This is a genomic window from Dyadobacter fermentans DSM 18053 (assembly GCF_000023125.1).
In the GTDB taxonomy this organism is placed as follows: Bacteria; Bacteroidota; Bacteroidia; order Cytophagales; family Spirosomataceae; genus Dyadobacter; species Dyadobacter fermentans.
Genome location: NC_013037.1, coordinates 2265913 through 2284499, shown reverse-complemented (window position 1 = coordinate 2284499; position 18587 = coordinate 2265913). Strand labels below are relative to the sequence as shown.

At 52.8% G+C, this 18587-nt stretch carries 10 protein-coding genes; 9 read left to right on the top strand and 1 reads right to left on the bottom strand.

The genetic code is table 11. The features are described 5' to 3' along the window. Positions 1-12 precede the first annotated feature (12 nt). The gene (locus DFER_RS09130; RefSeq protein WP_015811342.1) at positions 13-1335 is read right to left on the bottom strand and encodes a hypothetical protein; all 1323 of its coding nucleotides are present in this window, start codon (positions 1333-1335) and stop codon (positions 13-15) included. A 179-nt stretch (positions 1336-1514) separates the two neighbouring features. Here DFER_RS09130 and DFER_RS09125 point away from each other — a divergent pair, with 179 nt between their 5' ends. The 9 genes from DFER_RS09125 (at position 1515) to DFER_RS09085 (ending at position 18586) form a co-directional block, all read left to right on the top strand. Beyond that, positions 1515-4574, top strand: coding sequence for a SusC/RagA family TonB-linked outer membrane protein (locus DFER_RS09125; RefSeq protein ID WP_015811341.1), 3060 nt, complete (start codon positions 1515-1517; stop codon positions 4572-4574). Positions 4575-4599: 25 nt separating this feature from the next. Beyond that, complete coding sequence (locus DFER_RS09120; protein ID WP_015811340.1) at positions 4600-6273, top strand: RagB/SusD family nutrient uptake outer membrane protein; 1674 nt, start codon at positions 4600-4602, stop codon at positions 6271-6273. Between the two features lie 20 nt (positions 6274-6293). After that, positions 6294-8765 (top strand): hypothetical protein, encoded by a 2472-nt coding sequence (locus DFER_RS09115; RefSeq protein WP_015811339.1) that lies wholly within the window; start codon positions 6294-6296, stop codon positions 8763-8765. Between the two features lie 182 nt (positions 8766-8947). Next, positions 8948-9544, top strand: coding sequence for an RNA polymerase sigma factor (locus DFER_RS09110; RefSeq protein ID WP_015811338.1), 597 nt, complete (start codon positions 8948-8950; stop codon positions 9542-9544). Positions 9545-9651: 107 nt separating this feature from the next. Continuing rightward, a complete protein-coding gene (locus DFER_RS29150) occupies positions 9652-10734 on the top strand; it encodes a FecR family protein (RefSeq protein ID WP_015811337.1) in 1083 nt (360 codons plus the stop codon). A 233-nt stretch (positions 10735-10967) separates the two neighbouring features. After that, a complete protein-coding gene (locus DFER_RS09100; RefSeq protein WP_015811336.1) occupies positions 10968-14354 on the top strand; it encodes a SusC/RagA family TonB-linked outer membrane protein in 3387 nt (1128 codons plus the stop codon). 10 nt (positions 14355-14364) lie between these two features. Further along, a complete protein-coding gene (locus DFER_RS09095) occupies positions 14365-16146 on the top strand; it encodes a RagB/SusD family nutrient uptake outer membrane protein (protein ID WP_041736242.1) in 1782 nt (593 codons plus the stop codon). Between the two features lie 17 nt (positions 16147-16163). Beyond that, entirely contained in the window at positions 16164-16670 is a 507-nt protein-coding gene (locus tag DFER_RS09090) for a DUF5018-related domain-containing protein (RefSeq protein ID WP_015811334.1), read from the top strand. Positions 16671-16747: 77 nt separating this feature from the next. Beyond that, positions 16748-18586 (top strand): right-handed parallel beta-helix repeat-containing protein, encoded by a 1839-nt coding sequence (locus DFER_RS09085; RefSeq protein ID WP_015811333.1) that lies wholly within the window; start codon positions 16748-16750, stop codon positions 18584-18586. Position 18587: the final 1 nt, after the last annotated feature.

Genomic DNA, 18587 nt, shown 5'->3' with positions numbered 1-18587 from the left:
GGGAGCAATTGATTAAAAATTCCCCGCAAAGGCAGCTCCTGTTTTTGAATCTTTCATTGTGACAGAATGAATTTCCCCAATCCCTGAAAACGTGATCCCTAGCCCGTAAACCTTCTTCAATGGCTTTTGGTAGGCGGATTCAAAAACCTGCCTGGAATTGATCGAAAGTCTGGCGTTCTGCTCGTGCACATTCAATGCGATGGAGCCGCCGGTATGAAGGTCTACGCCCAGAAAATCCATATTATTGAACTCGCCTTGTTTCGAAATTTCGGAAAACTGCATGTCAGTCCAATGCTCGCAGCCCGGTTTCATGACGTCGATCATGTGTTTGGCTTCTTCCCCAAAAACAATCACCCGCACCTGTGAGCAGCGCACGCCGGCGCGGTCGGCGGAAGTTTTGAGCCTGATCAGCAAATCAAAGTTGTCGCCGTCGATGTTCGTTTCCTGGGTGTTCAGGAATTTGACAAAAAAGGTCCGGTTCGTATCCACACCCGCCCGGGAGACTTCCCAGGCGTCGACGCCATTTTTACCGTTCGAAAACAAACCGGCAGTATTGATCGGATAAACGCGCGTGGTGTCGAACATCATTTCCGCAGTAGCCGTCCAGGCATCCGTTTTCAGATAAACCGACACCGTGTCCAGCGGCACGCCGTCGCGTTTCAGCATCGCCAGATACCGCCCCGGTACTTCATAATAGTGCGAAACCAAACTGTCGCCTGCCGCAATCGATTTCTTCCGGCTATCCCCAAAGTCGATCGCATAATGATCGTCAAAACTCGCTGGCAGCCCGCGCACGATAAAAGCGGCCGAATGCGGGTTTTTCCCAACCGCATTACTGCATTCCAGCGTCACAACCGCCTTTTCAACCGTGCGAAAAAGGAAATAGTAGAGCAGATACCCACCTATGCCCAGCGCCAGCAGCGCAGCACGCCGCCAAACTACTTTTCCCGGCTTTTTGGCATGATGAAGCACAGCAGGTTGCTCTGCCGCAATGCGATGAACAGGCAGGGGCGCAGGTTTTTCTTCGGTAACGGCGGGCAGAAGCGGGATGTCGGTAAAATGCTCCCAGTTCTTGAAGCCCGCATATTGTGCCAGCGCGTCGCGGGTGGCTTTTTGAGGGAAGTAGCGTTCGTCTGTTTTGATCTTGCCAAAAATCCGTTTCAGGGTGCTCGGGCTGATCTGTACCCGCGTCTTCTTGTAAAGAATGTATCCGAGTTGCACATAATCACTGTTTGTCCAGCTGGCAATGTCGGGTTTTCCAAAAATCTCACTGACCAGTCGGCAACAATGATCGAGGCGATCAAAAGCGGACGATCCGGCTTGTTCATTCTTCATATTAAATCACTGTAAGGGTCTGTGGGTTAAGGTTTTAAATTGTTCAAAGTTTTGAATTGAAATCTGATCAGGCTGCCATTGATTTCATGACATTGTCCAAAAATATATTTGCAAACTCAAATATGATCCGGCCGGATAATACTTAAAACCTCTTAATCAATCTGTAAAACTTAATAAATATGGGACAAAAAATTCTACTTTTTTGCCTGTTCTTTTTTTGCTGGACGTTGGCCGCCCAGGCGCAAACGCGCCAGCTGACGGGCAAGGTCACCGACGAAGCGGCCAAAGGCCTTCCCGGTGTCAGCATTGTCGTAAAAGGAAAACAGCAAGGCACAGTGACCGATGTAGACGGGCAATACAGGCTGCCCATTTCGGAAGCGGAACCCGTAACGCTCATCTTTTCGTTCGTCGGTTACGAAAGTCAGGAAATCGAAGCGGGAACCCGCTCGGCCATTGACATTACATTGAAGCCGAATGATAATGCATTATCGGAGGTGGTTGTGGTCGGCTACGGTACCCAAAAGAAGAGCGACCTCACCGGCGCTATTTCGACCATCGGGTCGCGGGAAGTGGCCGGGCGGCAGACCATCCAGATCTCGGAAGCCTTGCAGGGAAGCATTGCGGGCGTTTCCGTCACACGCAGCAGCGGCGCGCCGGGCGCTGGTGCCAACATTCTCATCCGCGGGATCACCACGATCGGCACCAACAATCCGCTCGTGATCGTCGACGGTGTGCCGGTCAGCAGCATTGACAACGTCAATCCCGGCGATGTAGAAAATATAACGGTTCTGAAAGATGCTGCGTCAGCGGCCATTTACGGGTCGAGAGGGGCCGCGGGGGTAATTCTGGTCACGACCAAACGTGCCAAATCAGGACAAAGCAGCCTGGAATACACCTACGAATACGGCGTCCAGCGCGCCACGGCCATGCCCGAATACGTAGGCGTGCAGGATTATATGCGGTATTTTAATGAGCAAACGACCAACGACGGCGCGAGTGCGGGCCCGTTTGCACCAGGTTTGATCGACAACTACCTCGATAGCAACCGCGTCAATCCCGACCTTTTTCCCAACACCAACTGGCAAAAATCACTGCTGACCCGCCGCAATGCGCCGCGCCAGCGCCACGATTTGGTTTTTACCATGGGTACCGGAAAAATCAAAACCAAAGCTTCGCTCGGCTATACCAATTCGGGTGCGTTTTACGACAACCGTTCGTACAACCGCTACCTGTTCCGGATCAATAACGATTTGCAGGTCAACAATAAAATGTCATTGAACCTGGATGTTTTTTACAAAAGAACGACCAACAACGGCAATGCCAACGAGCTGCCCAACAACACATTCAACCCCATTTACGAATCGCGCGTGATGCCGCCGATTTACGACGATGTGTATTCCGACGGTCGGCTGGCATTCGGGAAAGACGGCCGGAACCCGCTTGCGCAGCTGCGTGACGGCGGTTTTACCAAAACCCTCAACAACCAGATCGGCGGGCGCATTACGCTCAACTATAAACCCGTAGCCGGACTGACGCTGACAGCCTTGATCGCCCCGGTTTTTGACCTCGACAAAAACAAATACTTTTCCAGACAGATCCGCTACACGAATCCGGACGGAAGCAACAGCACGGTGGTGAACCAGGCGCGGACGGTCCTCACCGAAGGCCGCCAGGAAAGCATTGCCATGAATGGACAGGTGCTTGCCAATTATGTGAAGGATTTCAAAGGCGGCCACAACATCGACGCATTGGTAGGGTATGAAGAAAACTACCGCTCATTCGAAACACTTTCCGCCTCGCGCAGCGGCTTTGCACTCACCGATTTTCCTTACCTGAATTCCGGTTCCACCGAGCTGCGCGACAATGCGGGCAGCGCCAATGAATCGGGGCTGCATTCGGTATTCGGGCGGTTGCAATACAATTACAAAAGCAAATATTTTATCCAGGGAAACCTGCGCTCGGATTTGTCGTCGCGTTTTGCGCCGGCCTATCGCGAGGCGATCTATCCTTCATTGTCGGCAGGTTGGACGATTTCGGAAGAGTCTTTTATCAAAAATATTCCCTGGCTGTCATTCCTGAAAGTACGCGGCTCATGGGGTAAAGCGGGTAACGAGCGCCTGCTCGACAAAGATGGAAATCCGGCTTATTACCCCTACATGGCGACCATTGATTTTTCCAACGCATTGTTTTATCAAAATGGCAGCGTAGTGCCGCTCACAGGCGGCGGCCAGCAGGTGTATGCCGTGGAAAATATATCCTGGGAAACGAGCCGGACCACGGATTTCGGTATCGACGCGGCATTTCTGAATGATCGCCTGAGCGTGGCCGCAGATTATTACATGAAAAAAACCACCGACATTCTGCTCCCGCTCGACATTCCGCTGTACCTGGGGTACGATAAACCCAATCAGAATGCGGGTGTGCTGAATGTAAGAGGCTGGGAGCTGGAACTGGCCTGGCGCGAGAAAATCAATGCATTCAGCTACTCGGTTTCCGCCAACCTATCTGATGCCAAATCCACGGTAGGCGATTTGAAAGGCACCGAATTCCGCGGCGACCAGATCATCCGGAATGGCAGCGAGTATAACGAATGGTTTGGCTACCTGTCCAACGGCCTGTTCCAGACGCAGGACGAAATCACCGGCGCGCCCGTGCTCAACGTAACCACCATGCCCGGCGACGTGCGTTATGTGGATGTCAATAAGGACGGGAAAATCACCACGGACGACAAAGTGCTGCTCGGCGGCGCATTGCCCCGCTATCTCTACGGCGGCAACCTGCGCGCCGATTATGCCGGTGTCGATTTCGGTATTAGCTTCCAGGGCGTTGCCAAAAAGTTGTCGCGCCTGAACACCGACGCCGTGCAGCCATTTGCAGAAGCATTCGGGAATATGCCTGCGGAAATGGTAGGCAACTTCTGGAGCCTCAACAATACCGCTCAGCAAAACCTGGCCGCAACCTATCCGCGACTTTCCCGTACGTCCAATGCCGCCAATTACTCCCTTTCCGATTACTGGCTGATTAACGGCGGTTATTTCCGGTTGAAAAACGTCACGCTGGGCTACACGCTGGGCCAGTCGGCAGTGAAGAAAGCGGGCATTCAGTCGCTGCGGTTTTATCTGTCCGCCAACGATGTTTTCTCGCTCAGTAAATTCCCGAAATACCTTGATCCCGAGTCGGCCAGCTATGCTTATCCCATTGTAGCCACCTTCATGGCGGGCGCTACGATCCGGTTTTAGGTTTTATTCAAAACAGCTATTCAAGATGAAAAAAATCATCCTTCCCATATTCCTGCTGGCGGGCTTATCGTCCTGCCACACGCTCGACCTTGCACCGCTTTCGGAGGCTTCCACAGGCACTTTTTACGCCAATCAAACCGAACTGGAACTGGCCGTAAATGACCTGTACCGGCTCGCATTCTGGGGGAACGATAACGAGCTTTTCAGTGACAATGAATGGCACCGCGGCCAGCTGACCAACGCGGTGATCGGCGGTACGATGAATGCCGACGATGCAGCCGTTCAAACATTTTGGCTCAATGCCTACAAAGCAATTGCCCGTGCGAATTCATTTCTGGCAAATAAAGACAAAGCCGCTTCCAACACGCCAGCCAATGTGATGCTGCGCCTGGAAGCCGAAATGCGCCTGATCCGCGCCTACCAGTACTCCCGCCTGATCACGCATTTCGGCGACGTGCCTTTCCTGACCGGGCCACTCACATTGGAAGAGTCGTACGGGATCACGCGCACGGCGAAGGCGGAAATCCTTGCTTTTGTGTTCGCCGAGCTGGATTTTGCGGCAGCCAATTTGCCGGCCAGCTATGGTGCTGCCGAGGCAAAACGCCTCACCCAGGGCGCGGCGCTGGCGATCAAGGCGCGGACTGCTTTGTACACCGAAAACTGGGCCATTGCCCGGGATGCGGCTTCGGCGATTATCCAGTCGGGTGTTTATACATTGCATGCATCCTATTCCCAGCTTTTTTTGAGAGCGGGCGAGAGCAGCCGCGAGATCATCATCAGTATTCCACGGGATGAAAAGCAGCAGGTTTTTAGCCCGGCGGGCTATGTGCAGGATAACATTTCGCGCAACGCCGGCGGCTTCGGTGCGCAGTTGCCTACGCGGGAAATTGTGGACGCCTACGAATGCGCCGACGGAAAGCCCATTGACGAATCGCCCCTTTACGACCCTAAGAATCCATTCAAGAACCGCGACCCGCGCCTGACGGCCAATGTGGTGGAGTTCAACACGCAGTGGCTCGGCTACAACTATACGCCGCACCCCGATTCGCTTACAGTTTTTAGTTCAAAAGAAAATAAAAGGGTCCAAAACAGGGACACCCGTGCTGTGGCTGCATTTGCCAGTTTTACCGGTTTTTTATGGAAAAAAGGCATTGACCAAACCTGGCCCGACCGGCTCGTGGAGGACAACGACGCGATCATTTCCCGCTACGCCGAAATACTGCTGACCTACGCCGAAGCGAAAATAGAATTAGGCGAAATCGACGCCAGCGTGCTCAGCGCGATCAACCAGGTGCGGGCGCGGGCTTACGGCGTTACCGGGCAGCAAACCACCGGTTATCCCGCCGTGGCTGTCACCAATGCAGCCGCTTTGACCAAAATTCTGCGCCGCGAGCGCCGGGTAGAATTCCCCCGCGAAGGCCTGCGCTATATGGATCTGATCCGTTGGAGACTCGCTGAAAAAGCATTGTCACGCCCGGTAGTCGGTCTGCCCGACCCGGCTGCGCAAAACCGCGCCAAATGGCCTTTCCCCGGCGTAACGCCCATTGATGACGACGGCATTGCGGACTATTCCGGCTTCGGTACCGACGTAAAAGTGCTCGCCCAGCGAAATTTTGACAAAACCCGCCAATATCTCTGGCCGATTCCCGCCGTGGAAGGGCGCGTGAACACCGGCATTACTCAAAACACAGGTTATTAAAAGTATACAAAAACGCATTTATGAAAAAGACAAACCTTTGGCTTACAGCTCCCTTACTATTCCTAACCCTGCAACTAACCGCCCAAAGCAAAAAGCCCTCGTTCAGCGGCATCTATCCGCACCTGGCCATGTACAACAGCGCCGGCGAATGCGGAACCGGTGCTGTGGTACCCTGGGCAGGCAAGCTTTGGGCGATCACTTACGCACCCCATTTGCCCTTCGGTTCCGACGATAAATTGTACGAAATCAGCGCGGATCTGACCCAAACCGTGCGACCGGAAAGCATCGGCGGCACGCCTGCCAACCGCATGATCCACAAGGAAAGTAACCAGCTTTTTATCGGGCCTTATGCCATCGATGCGAAAGGCGGCGTGCGTGCAATTTCCTACAAAACAATGCCCGGCCGCCACACGGGCAATGCGCGCCATTTGACTGATCCGAAGGGAAAAATATATTACGGGACGATGGAGGAAGGTTTTTACGAAGTCGATGTAAAGAGCCTCGATGTGAAAACACTTTACACCGATGGGAATGTCAAAAATCTTAAAAGCGATGGTGAGCAGCAGCCTTATCAATACAATAATTTGCTGCCCGGCGCGCATGGGAAAGGTTATTATTCCGGACAGGGCGTGACGGTTTATTCCAACAATGGTGAACCGGGCAAAAAGGCGGAGCAGCAGTTTGATGTGGAGTCCGGTTCATTGTCGGAATGGGATGGAAAAAACTGGAAGGTGGTACGCCGCAACCAGTTTGTGGAAGTGACCGGTCCGGGCGGCATTGACGGGAACAAAAACCCTGAAACAGACGCGATCTGGGCGACAGGGTGGGACCACAAATCACTGCTGATGGCGGTGCGGGACCATGGGAAATGGACATTTTACCGACTGCCCAAAGCGAGCCATGCCTACGACGGCGCCCACGGCTGGAACACCGAATGGCCGCGCATCAGGGACGTTGGAACTGCCGCAAAACCGGATTATCTGATGACGATGCACGGAATGTTCTGGAAGTTTCCTGAAACATTTACCTCCAAAAACAGCGCCGGAATCCGCCCGAAAACTGCCTATTTAAAGGTGATCGGCGATTATACCCGCTGGAACGATCAGCTGGTTTTCGGATGTGACGACTCCGCCCAGCGCGAATTTTTGAACAAAAGAAAAGCCAAAGGCAACATCGAAGGCCCCGGCCAATCCAACTCGAACCTCTGGTTTACCTCACTCACCAAACCCGACGAGCTCGGCCCGAACAACTCCGAAGGCGCGGTGTGGCTGAATGAAAATGTGAAAGCGAATGCGGCTTCGGAACCGTTCCTGTTCAGCGGCTGGGCCCGCCGCACAGCCTGGGTGCAAAACAATGGAGACAGCGAAGTGGCATTTACATTTGAAGTGGACAAATCGGGAAATGACAGCTGGGCTGCATTGAAAACTGTGAAAATTCCTGCAAAAACAGCCAGGGAAATCGTGTTCGCAACGGCCGAGTCGGGTGAATGGATTCGCATTAAAGCGGATAAGGAGACCTATGTTTCCGCGCATTTTTCCTATCAGAATGACGACAAGCGAACAATGTCCGCAAATGCGATTTTCAATGGTTTGAGTCCTGTAAATGCTGCTGCAACAACCGGCGGACTGCTTTACGGACTGGGAGAAAACCGCAGGGCGCTGGGCATAACCGCACTCAACTATGCCGGTAGCAAAGCCAGCGACGCCGGTTACTACGAGCTCGACGGCGATATGAAGTTGTCGCGCAAGGAAGATTTGAAAACGAAGGATTTTATCAAAACAAAATTCAGGATTCCGCAGCAGGTGGTGACGATAGACGCATCGTCCGTACTCGTGATTGATGACAAAGGTCGGCGCTGGCGACTGCCGCTGGGCGACGAAGCATTTACCGGCCTTACGAACGACGCTGCCCTGCGTATTTGCCGCGAAGTTTCCACCGAGCGCGATCTGTTCAACTGCCACGGGACATTTTACGAGCTGCCTGCGGAGAATGCCGATGGTTACGCGAAGATCCGGCCGATATCGTCGCACAAGCTGCGCATCAATGATTACGCATCCTACCGGGGCTTGCTGGTAATGACGGGCATCGACGCCAAATCGGCCAAAGGAAATGAGCACATCATCGTGTCGGACGATCAAAAAGCGGCGGTTTGGGCCGGGGCGATCGACGATCTTTGGAAGCTCGGCAAACCAACCGGCCACGGCGGACCATTGAACGATACGCAGGTCAAAGCCAATGAAGCCTCAGACCCCTTTCTGATTGGGTTTTACGACCAAAAAACCTTGCAGCTTTCGCACAATGCAAAGTCGCCCGTGACCTTCACAATGGAAGTTGATCCCGTTGGAAACGGCCCGTGGATGGAGAGCCGGAAATTCGTTGTCGAGCCCGGCAAAACCGTCGATTTCAGCTTTCCCAAGGAATTTGCGGCAAGATGGGTACGGTTTAAAGCCGATAAGGATTGCGAAGCGACGGCGTGGATGGAGTATCGCTAGGAAGTAAGCGTGAGCGCCTGTTACCCGCTCGACTAAAAATCACCCTTTTCCATGAAAAGGGTGATTTTTATTTTTAGCCTGGTGAAACAAATGCAGCCTAATGTCCTATTTTTTCTAATTTTCGGATTAATTTTGAAAACCGTACATCCTTCTGCGCACTCATCCATTTCGCCTCTTCTCCCTTGGAAAAGCCTTTTGACAACGCCTCCGACTTAATACTTTGGCAGCGCCTCAGAGAGGATGATGAAGGTGCATTTACCGAACTTACCCGCCGCTACTACCGCAAACTTTTACATTACGGGCAAAAATTCACATCCAATACACAACTCGCCGAAGATGCATTACAGGATTTGCTCGTCAACCTGTGGCTGCACAGGAAGTCAGTGAAAGAAACGCCGTCGGTAAACCACTACCTGATGAAGGCTTTCCGGAACCAGATCTTTAAGGCCATCAAAGTTGCCAACCGGACGATCGAGTGGCAGGACCAGCTCGACGAGCTCCGCGCGGATATTCTCTCGGAAGAAAACCATTTCCACGGCGACCAGAGCCTTGATTTCGGTAGAATGACCAGCCTTCTCACCAAGTTGCCAGAACGCCAGAAAGAGGTTCTTTATCTTCGCTTTTTTCACGACCTTAGCCCGGAGGAGATCGCCAGCATGCTTGAAATCAAGCCTCAGTCGGTGCGAAATATCATTCAGCGGGCATTGACCAATCTCCGAGAACACTGGATTGCAATCATCCTAATTTTAACTATTTATTATAATTATTGCAATAAATAATCGGACTATTTAAATATAATTTTATTAATTAAAAATTTTACAATTCTGGTGAGTATGAATGAGGCGTCCGAAGGATAATAGCAGCAGAACGATGAAAAGTTTTGAACATGAATGACGATCTGCTCTATCAGTCACTGCTGGAAAACCAACGCTTCATATCCTGGGTCTTGAACGGCTCTAAACCGGACGATGAATTCTGGCATCGCTGGAAACTGGATAATCCGCAGCACACCGAAATCCTCGAACAAGCCCGGCTGACCGTTCGTGCCATTCATGGCGCGAAGACCGGCATGACCGACGAGCAGGTGGATGCCAGAGCACATGCGATTCTCGCTCATGCGAAATCCCGCGAAGGGAAATTTCGGCCGTTATGGATGGCTTGGCGGCCGTGGGCAGCGGCAGCCTCAGTGCTTTTGCTGGTTGCATTTGGCTGGGCGGCTTATCAGAACAACCACGTAGCCAACCTGCTGGCCGGCCAGGAGCAGCATTGGGGAATTGCGGATGGCGAAGAAGCTGTGCATGTGACCAACACCGGCAAGTCTCTAAGGCATATCCGCCTCTCCGACGGTAGTTCAGTGGTACTGTACCAGCATAGCAGCATCCGGTATCCCAGGCATTTTCTCTCAGGCCGCAGGTTCGTCGAATTGACGGGCGATGCATTTTTCGAAGTTGCGAAAGACTCGCTGCGGCCATTCTTCGTGCGTTCGGGCGGGTTGGTAACCCGTGTAGTCGGTACGAGTTTCAGTATTCGGTCCGGCTCGGAGGGTGTTACCGTTGCGGTGAAAACGGGCAAGGTAGCCGTCTTTCCGGAAGGAAAAGCGCTGCCCGCCGCCAACGTGAAGCCGAAGGACGCCGTGCTTCTGATGCCGCAGGAGCAAGCGACGCTTCAAAAGGCGGGCACACAAATCATCAAGGTCCCCAATCAGTCCAACACGCTGCTGAACATCCCGATCGAAACACAATCATTTGAATACAACCACACACCGATCGCTCAGGTATTTGCTTCGATTGAAAATGCTTACGGAGTAAAAATCCATTTTGACCGGAAACTGATGGAACATTGCAGCCTTACGGCCACGCTTGGCGACGAGCCGTTGGAAACAAAGCTGGAATGGATAGGTGCAATACTGGAAGCGACGTACACGATCAGCGATCAGGATATCACCATTTCAGCAAAATCCTGTAACTGAACCGGCAGTTTGAATTGGTAACTTAAACCCGTGCCTATGATATAAACCCCGACCACAAAAAAAGGTGAATAGTGCGCTAACACGATTCACCTGAAATCCCGACAGTTCTCTCTCCAAAACCTGACCTTTCGAAAAAGGTCGCCGGGACGCGTTTTGCCGATTTTCTCCAAAACCTCAAAACAATCAAAAGTATGCAAATACCATTACATTTTCCTAAAATACTCTGGAAGATTATGAGAGTCAGCCTCATACAACTATTCGTGATCGGCCTGTTCACAAACCTTTCCCTGGCCGGGCCGACCCGGGCGCAGGAGGTGCTCAGCCGGCGGATAAGCCTGAGCATCAATGAACAAAAAGTAGAGACCGTGCTGGGTATCCTGACCAGGCAAACAGGCGTGCGCTTCATGTATATTCCTGAACTGATCCAGTCGACCCGCACCGTTACCGTCAGTGTGAAAGAAGAAACTTTGGGAAATGTCCTGAATAAGCTGCTGACGCCCCTGCAAATTAACTACCAGGTCACCAGCCGTAACCAGATCTTGCTCAAAAGAATGCCGAAACAGTCGCTTTTCGAACATTTGTTTCCCTCTGTGACTGAAAAAGAGTCGATCGTAGCATTTACCGTATCGGGCAAAGTGGTAGACCATGCCGGTGGCGCCATTCCTGGTGCGACCGTGCTGCTCAAAGGTACGACCAACACGGGCACGTCCACCAACGAAAAGGGCGAGTTTACGCTTTCGCTGCCCGACAGTGCCCGCGCATTGGTGGTATCCTCCATTGGTTTTTTGACGCAGGAGGTAATGCTCAACAACCGTACTTATATCGAGGTAAAGCTGGCGGCCGACGTACAGGCGCTGGATGCGGTGATGGTAGTGGGTTACGGCACGACTTCAATCCGCAAGAATACGGCGGCCGTAGCAAAGGTGGAAACCGAAAAACTTGAAAACCTGCCATTGACCAGCATTGCCGACGGACTTGCGGGCAGGGCTCCCGGCCTGATCGTGTCGACCAGCGGCGCAGGTCCCGGTGTGAAACCGACGATTTCGATCCGTGGTGGCAACCAGCCATTGTTTGTGATCGATGGTGTGATTTCAACCCAGCTGGATTTCAATAATATCAATTCCAATGATATCGAGAGTTTCCAGGTGCTGAAAGACGCTGCCGCGACGGCTGTGTATGGTACGCGTGGCGGTAATGGCGTCATTCTCATTACGACGAAACGTGGAAAAGCAGGAGAGTCGGTGATCCGCTACGACTACAATTATGACCTTTCGCAGCCGACTTATCTTCCTCAGAAATTAAGCTCGTTCGAACGTGCGCTTATTTCAAATGAAGCCAAGATCAACGATGGCCTGCCGCCGGATTATTCCGAAGAAGTGCTGGCTAAATTCCGCGACCAAACCGACCCTGTCAACTACCCGAACACCGACTGGCAAAAACTTGCACTCAAACGTTTCGCGCCTCAAATGAGGCACAACATCTCGCTTTCCGGCGGAACCGAGCGCACCCAGTACTTCGCATCTTTGGGCTATTTCGACCAGGGGACGTTGTATACGCAGAAAACCAACTGGCTGAAACGGTACAATTACCGGATCAATATGACCAACAATTTTGACAAGATCGGCCTTAAAGCGGAGATCAACCTCAGTGGGGCCATTGAGAAGCTGAATCAGCCTGCCTCGCAATACGGATCGGGCTACTATTACATCTGGGGCCACATTCAGAACAAGAGTCCAATGACCCCCGCCTTTAATGACAAGGGCAAATATGCCAACTCGGGCGACCATCCGCTGGTGGAAATGGACCCGCGCTCGGGCTACGACCGGTCTACCGACAAGTTTGTGAATGGAAATATGATGCTGAGCTGGGCCGTTCCTGGCGTAAAAGGGCTATCGGTGAAGGCATTGGGTAATTACCGCATGGGTAATTTCTGGGAGAAAATGTGGACGCAGACAGCGCCGCAATATGCGATCGGCAGCGATGTAGCAGCGATTGCCAATAAGCCGAACCTTTTTACCAATGCTCAGGACAACTGGTCGTACAGCCTGCAAGGCCATATTAATTACGAGACGATCATTGCGAAGCACCACAACGTGAGTGCAGCGGTCATTTATGAGGAAAGTTACTCGTATGGCGAAAATTTCAATGCGACGCGCCGCAATTACCAGCTCCCGGTGGACCAGCTCGCTTCCGGTCCGACTGAAAATATGGAAAACAACGGCTCGGCAGCGGAATCTGCCCGCGCGGGCTATGTAGGCAGGCTTCGCTATGACTATAAAGGCAAGTATATGCTCGAAGGCAACTTCCGCTACGACGGCAACGACAATTTCCCGAAAGGCAACCGCTGGGGATTCTTTCCGTCGATTTCGGCGGGCTGGACCGTCTCGGACGAAGGATTTTTCCAGCCTGTCGCGGATAAAAACATTCTCAGCTATCTGAAAATCAGGGGCTCGATTGGTTCGGTAGCGCAGGATGGATCGGCGGGTACGGTGGCATCCAACCTCGAAATACCCCGCTATGGTTACCTGCCCGGGTATTCGCTCAATCAGCGGACTTATATGGTGGGCGGCGTGCTGGTGCCGGGTTTTAGCGAAGGCGCATTGCCCAGCCCAGATATCACCTGGTACACGCAGAATTCGCGAAACATCGGTTTGGAGTTCACGACGCTATCAGGCAAACTGAATGGCTCTTTCGACTACTTCTACATCCGCACGACGGGGTACCTCGCCAGCCCGTCCGGCACAAAATACTCAGACCCGCTCGGGACGGCGTTGCCGACCGTGAAAACCAATGGGGCACACCGCCGCGCAGGTTTCGAGTTCAGCCTGAATTACCGCAACAATATCGGAGAACTGCGTTACAGTGTCGGTGGTAATTTGTCCAAATACGACCAACTGTGGGAAGTGAACCCAACCGAGGACGAGGCGACATTGAAAAACCCGGACAGCCGCACCACGCACCAGAAGGATTATTGGGGCCGCGGATACATTGCCGAAGGTTTTTACCAGACACATGAAGAAATTCTGAACAGCCCGAAAAGGGCCGGATCGGTAAACCTCGCGCCCGGTGATATCCGCTACCGCGATGTGAATGGCGACGGCCAGCTCGATGCCGCCGACCAGGTGCGGATTGGGAAGCAAATTGTGCCTCACATCATGTACGGTGTCAATCTCGACCTGCAATACAAAGGTTTTTTTCTCAACTCGTTGTTCCAGGGGGCCGGCGACCGCAGCGTGTACGTAGGTGATGTGATCCGCCAGCAGGTGACCTACGAATTTCAGAAAGATTACTGGACGCCCGAAAACCGCAATGCAACCTACCCGCGCCTGGTCAGTTCTTCGGGAATTAATGGGGATAACAACTATGTAACGTCGACATTCTGGCTTGCTAATGGCAGGTATGTAAGGTTGAAAACGTTGCAGCTTGGCTACGACGTAAAATCCGGTTTGCTGAGTCGTGCCAGCTTCATCCGGACACTGCGTATATCCCTTACCGCACAAAACCTGCTGACTGTTTCTCCGCTCAGAAAATTCTATATGGACCCCGAGTCCGGCAGCGACAACAATTATGCATACCCGATCCAGCGGACCTTTTCATTGGGTGTAAATGTGGCATTCTAAACCGAAGATCATGAAAAATCTGAGATATACTTTATTGACTTTTATCTTGCTGTTGACGGTCGCTTCGTGCAAGAATGACCTGCTCGATACGAAGCCGTTCGAAGGCAAGTACGACGAATCGACCGTGTGGGGCACGATGGAATCGGCCGAGGCGTTTGTTTTCAGCACCTATGCCGATGTACTGGGAAATTACACGAGTTTCGTGGGCGAGGAAGGTTATACGACCAACAACATTGATGGTCGGGGCAACGTGGTGAGCCGCGGGCAAATCACCCGCGATGACGATAACTTCGGCTTCAACCGCTTTGCGCAGATCCGTCGTTGCAACCTTATTATCGAAAAAGCAGCTTCATCCGCCGCGCTCACCGAGGCGAACAAAGCCCTGCTCGTGGCGGAAGCTAAGTCCCTGCGGGCAATGGTCAACTTTTTTCTCGTCAAACGTTTCGGCCGGTTTATCTGGATCGATAAGGTCCTTACGCCCGACGACGAACTAGAATTGCCATTAACGGCCGATGCAACGGAATCCTACCAGATCGTGATGAAGGACATCGACGATGCCATCGCCGGCCTGCCGGAAACATCGGCATCGGGCCGCGCGAACAAGTATGTGGCACAGGCGCTGAAATCGGAAGTGGCATTGCAGGCAGCCGCCTACACCGGCGACGCAGCCTATTTCCAAAAAGCCATCGACGCCGCCGATGCGGTGATCAACAGCGGGAAATATGCGATCGACCCCGATTACGAAGGCATGTTCAATGAGAAAAACCGGTATTCCAAAGAGATCATTATGGGCGTATACCGCAGCAGCGCCAACACCAATTGCGATAATATTGAAGATATGCAGAATGTGGTGCCGAACACGAATAACGACTACGTAACACGCTCGGGCGGAGGGCCGTTGTTCAAGGTGGACAAAACGTTCGAGGCGTGGCTTTACTATTCGCCCTCGCAGAATCTCGTCGATAAGTACCTGGTCGTGGATCAGTCGAGCGGTGATGCCGTGAAATGGAGCGAAAGCAGCCAGTTTAAGAAAAATTTAACCAAAACAGCCGGCGGCTCACATGCCGAAAGTGCTAATTACACCGGTCAGACGGGCGACGTAAGCGCGCTGATCTATGCCCACCGCGACAAGCGTTTTTACGCCACGGTCGTGTACGATTCCTGCACGTGGTTCAACGAAACGGTTACGACCAAACTGAAAGGAAACCTGCACCGCCTGGTGAACGGAGCGCTGGGGCCGCATATCGGCGTTACCAATTATTACTGGCGCAAAGGCGTGTATAATGTCTCGCCGAGGGTATTTTACGGCATTCCGACCGATTATCACTGGCCGATTTTCCGGTTGGGAGAGGTGTATCTCAATAAGGCAGAAGCATTGCTGAAACAGGGTAAGACTGGTGAGGCCGTCGCTGCACTGAATGTGACACGGGTTGCGCACGGTCAGCTGCCTGCCTCCAAAGCGGCTTCGCCGGCCCGAGCGTGGGAGGATTACAAGCTGGAAAGACAGGTCGAACTCGTGAAGGAAAAGGACTTTTACTGGAGCCTGCTGCGCTGGGGCAAGTACGGCCGGGAGGCCAACCACGGCATTGCGCCGGGAGGCAACATCCCGGAACTCGAAGAAGCGCCGACATTCATCGAGATCGCCCAGGATCGCAAGAGCTACTTCATTGATCCTATCACATTTAATGTCAACAATGTGCGCGACTTCGACGAGACGAAACGCTACCTTTTTCCAATCCCCCAGGGGCAGGTCAACCGTAACAGCAAATTGCAGCAGAACCCTAACTGGTGACATAACCCGACATTTCTATGAAGAAACTAACCTATTCCATTTCCCTGGGACTGCTGCTGGCGTCGGCGACATTGCTGACAGGCTGCCTGGATAAAGGCCTCGACGAGCTTCCCGCATTTGAAGAAGCGAAGATTATCAATGTATTTACGGAGTACCGCTTCGCGGACGCCACGGCCAAAAACAACGATGGTTCGCCGAAGGTCAACATGGTGAACCTGCCTGTGGCGCGGACTTTCAAACTCCGCGAGAACACGCCGGGCGCTGCTACCGATTCGGTTTTGCTGGAAATAACCGTTCCGCAGGCTTCTGGTGCATTCACGGCCGCTGTGCGGGACAAGGTAAATGTCGGCGATCTGGTGTTGTACGGCAACATCTCGACGGCTGCCGACATCACGCCGCTTTCTGGCGCGCCTTTACTAGGCGTCCCGGGCGATTTTTCGTCACCCCGACAGTATCAGGTGACGGCTGCCGATGGCAAGAATACCCGTGTTTGGACCATTAAAGTGAACAAAATAATCAAGTAGCCATGGAAAGCGCCGGGCGATGCCGTGAATCGCCCGTTCGCTTTTTTCCGGTCTTTTATTTGAACTATTCCTAACCCATGTTTTTTCTTAAAAAGTTGCATTTCAATGCATTATTCTTTCTTTTTGTCCTTTCGTTCACGACGCGTGGGCAGTCCGTTTCGGTGTCCGACGCCGGCATCCGGCCGGATAGCTACGAGAATGTGACAGCCCGTGTGCAAAAGGTGATCGACCAGGCTATTCAAAGTGGGCAGAAGAAGATCGTATTCCCGAAAGGCCGCTACGATTTCTGGCCCGACGGCGCCGTTAGGGCCAGGTATTTTATCTCCAACACATCTACCGAAGCGGAAGACCCCGACAAGATCAGGATCATTGGAATGCTGTTCAAAAATGCCCGCGGCCTGACGATCGAGGGCAACGGGGCGCTGTTTATGTTCCATGGGAAAATGACGACGATGGTCTTCGATCATTGCAGCGATGTGAAACTGCAAAACGTGCATGTCGATTTCGAGCGGCCCACCATGTCTGAAATGGGGTATGCGAATGTATCGGAAGGCGGTGTGGAACTCGATATCCACCCGGATGCGCGTTACGCCATTCGGGACGGCCGTCTCGAATGGTTTGGAGAAGGCTGGAAAACCAACCATTTCCACGCGGTGGAGTTTGATACCACTTTAAAAACCATGCTTTACAGCGACTGGAAGCCATTTGGCAACAGCAAAGCTACCGGGCTGGCACCCCGCCGTGTCCGTTTTGAAACGCCCCGCGATTTCAAGCCGAAACAGGGCAATATCCTTACCGTCCGCGACATTATCCGCGACCAGGTGGGCATGCTCATCCTGGAAAGCAAAAATATGACGCTGGAAGACGTGGGCATGCATTACATGCACGGCCTGGGTATCGTGAGCCAGTATACCGAAAATGTGACGATGCGCCGGGTGACCTGCGCACCGCGGCCGGAGTCAGGCCGGATCATCGCTTCTTCGGCGGATTTCATGCACTTCTCGGGTTGCCGGGGCAAGGTAACCGTCGAAGACTGCCGTTTCTCGGGCGCGCATGACGATCCTATTAATGTGCACGGTACCAATCTGCGCATCACGGGCAAGCCTGCTGCCAATCAGTTAAAACTTCGCTTCATGCACGGCCAGAGTTACGGTTTCAATGCCTATTTCCCCGGCGATACCGTGGCATATGTGCACGCCGCTTCCATGCAGCGCTTTGCGCAGGGTAGGGTGAAAAATGTGGAGCGCCTAAGCGACCGCGAGGTGCTGGTCACTTTTGAGCAGCCCGTGCCTGCCGGTTTGGAGGAACACGATTGTGTTGAAAATATGACCTGGACGCCGGAAGTGCTCATCCGAGGCAACCATTTCACCCGCACCAATACCCGCGGAGTGCTGCTGACGACGCCCCGCAAAGCCATTATCGAGAATAATACATTTTTCCGGACCGGGATGAGCGCCGTGCTCATCGAAGCCGATGCGGAGGGCTGGTATGAGTCGGGGCCGGTGCGGGACGTCACGATCCGGAATAACGAGTTCGTCGATTGCGCCTACCAGGGCGGTCCGGGTAATGCCGTGATTGCCATTCACCCATCCAACAAAGTGGCCGATGTGAAGCAGCCTGTTCATTTCAATATCCGCATCGAGAACAATGTCTTCAAGACTTTTGACTATCCCGTTTTGTATGGCAAAAGCACGCAAGGGCTGTTTTTTGCCAATAACACCGTCATCAGGAGCCATGATCTCGCACCGCAGACGGACCATAAGGTCATGTTCTATTTCAATGGCTGTTCAAAAGTAGAGCTCAGCGGAACGAAGCTGCAAGGCGATGTGCTGGGCCGAAACATCAGGCTCGAAAACATGCCTAAAATGAATGTAAAGCAGACGGGCAGCGAGAAGTTTATTATCCAATCATTTTAAA

Coding starts and splice junctions, on each gene's coding strand:
- DFER_RS09130 (WP_015811342.1), bottom strand. CDS start 1,335: ATGAAGAATGAACAAGCCGGATCGTCCGCTTTTGATCGCCTCGATCAT.
- DFER_RS09125 (WP_015811341.1), top strand. CDS start 1,515: ATGGGACAAAAAATTCTACTTTTTTGCCTGTTCTTTTTTTGCTGGACG.
- DFER_RS09120 (WP_015811340.1), top strand. CDS start 4,600: ATGAAAAAAATCATCCTTCCCATATTCCTGCTGGCGGGCTTATCGTCC.
- DFER_RS09115 (WP_015811339.1), top strand. CDS start 6,294: ATGAAAAAGACAAACCTTTGGCTTACAGCTCCCTTACTATTCCTAACC.
- DFER_RS29150 (WP_015811337.1), top strand. CDS start 9,652: ATGAATGACGATCTGCTCTATCAGTCACTGCTGGAAAACCAACGCTTC.
- DFER_RS09100 (WP_015811336.1), top strand. CDS start 10,968: ATGAGAGTCAGCCTCATACAACTATTCGTGATCGGCCTGTTCACAAAC.
- DFER_RS09095 (WP_041736242.1), top strand. CDS start 14,365: ATGAAAAATCTGAGATATACTTTATTGACTTTTATCTTGCTGTTGACG.
- DFER_RS09090 (WP_015811334.1), top strand. CDS start 16,164: ATGAAGAAACTAACCTATTCCATTTCCCTGGGACTGCTGCTGGCGTCG.
- DFER_RS09085 (WP_015811333.1), top strand. CDS start 16,748: ATGTTTTTTCTTAAAAAGTTGCATTTCAATGCATTATTCTTTCTTTTT.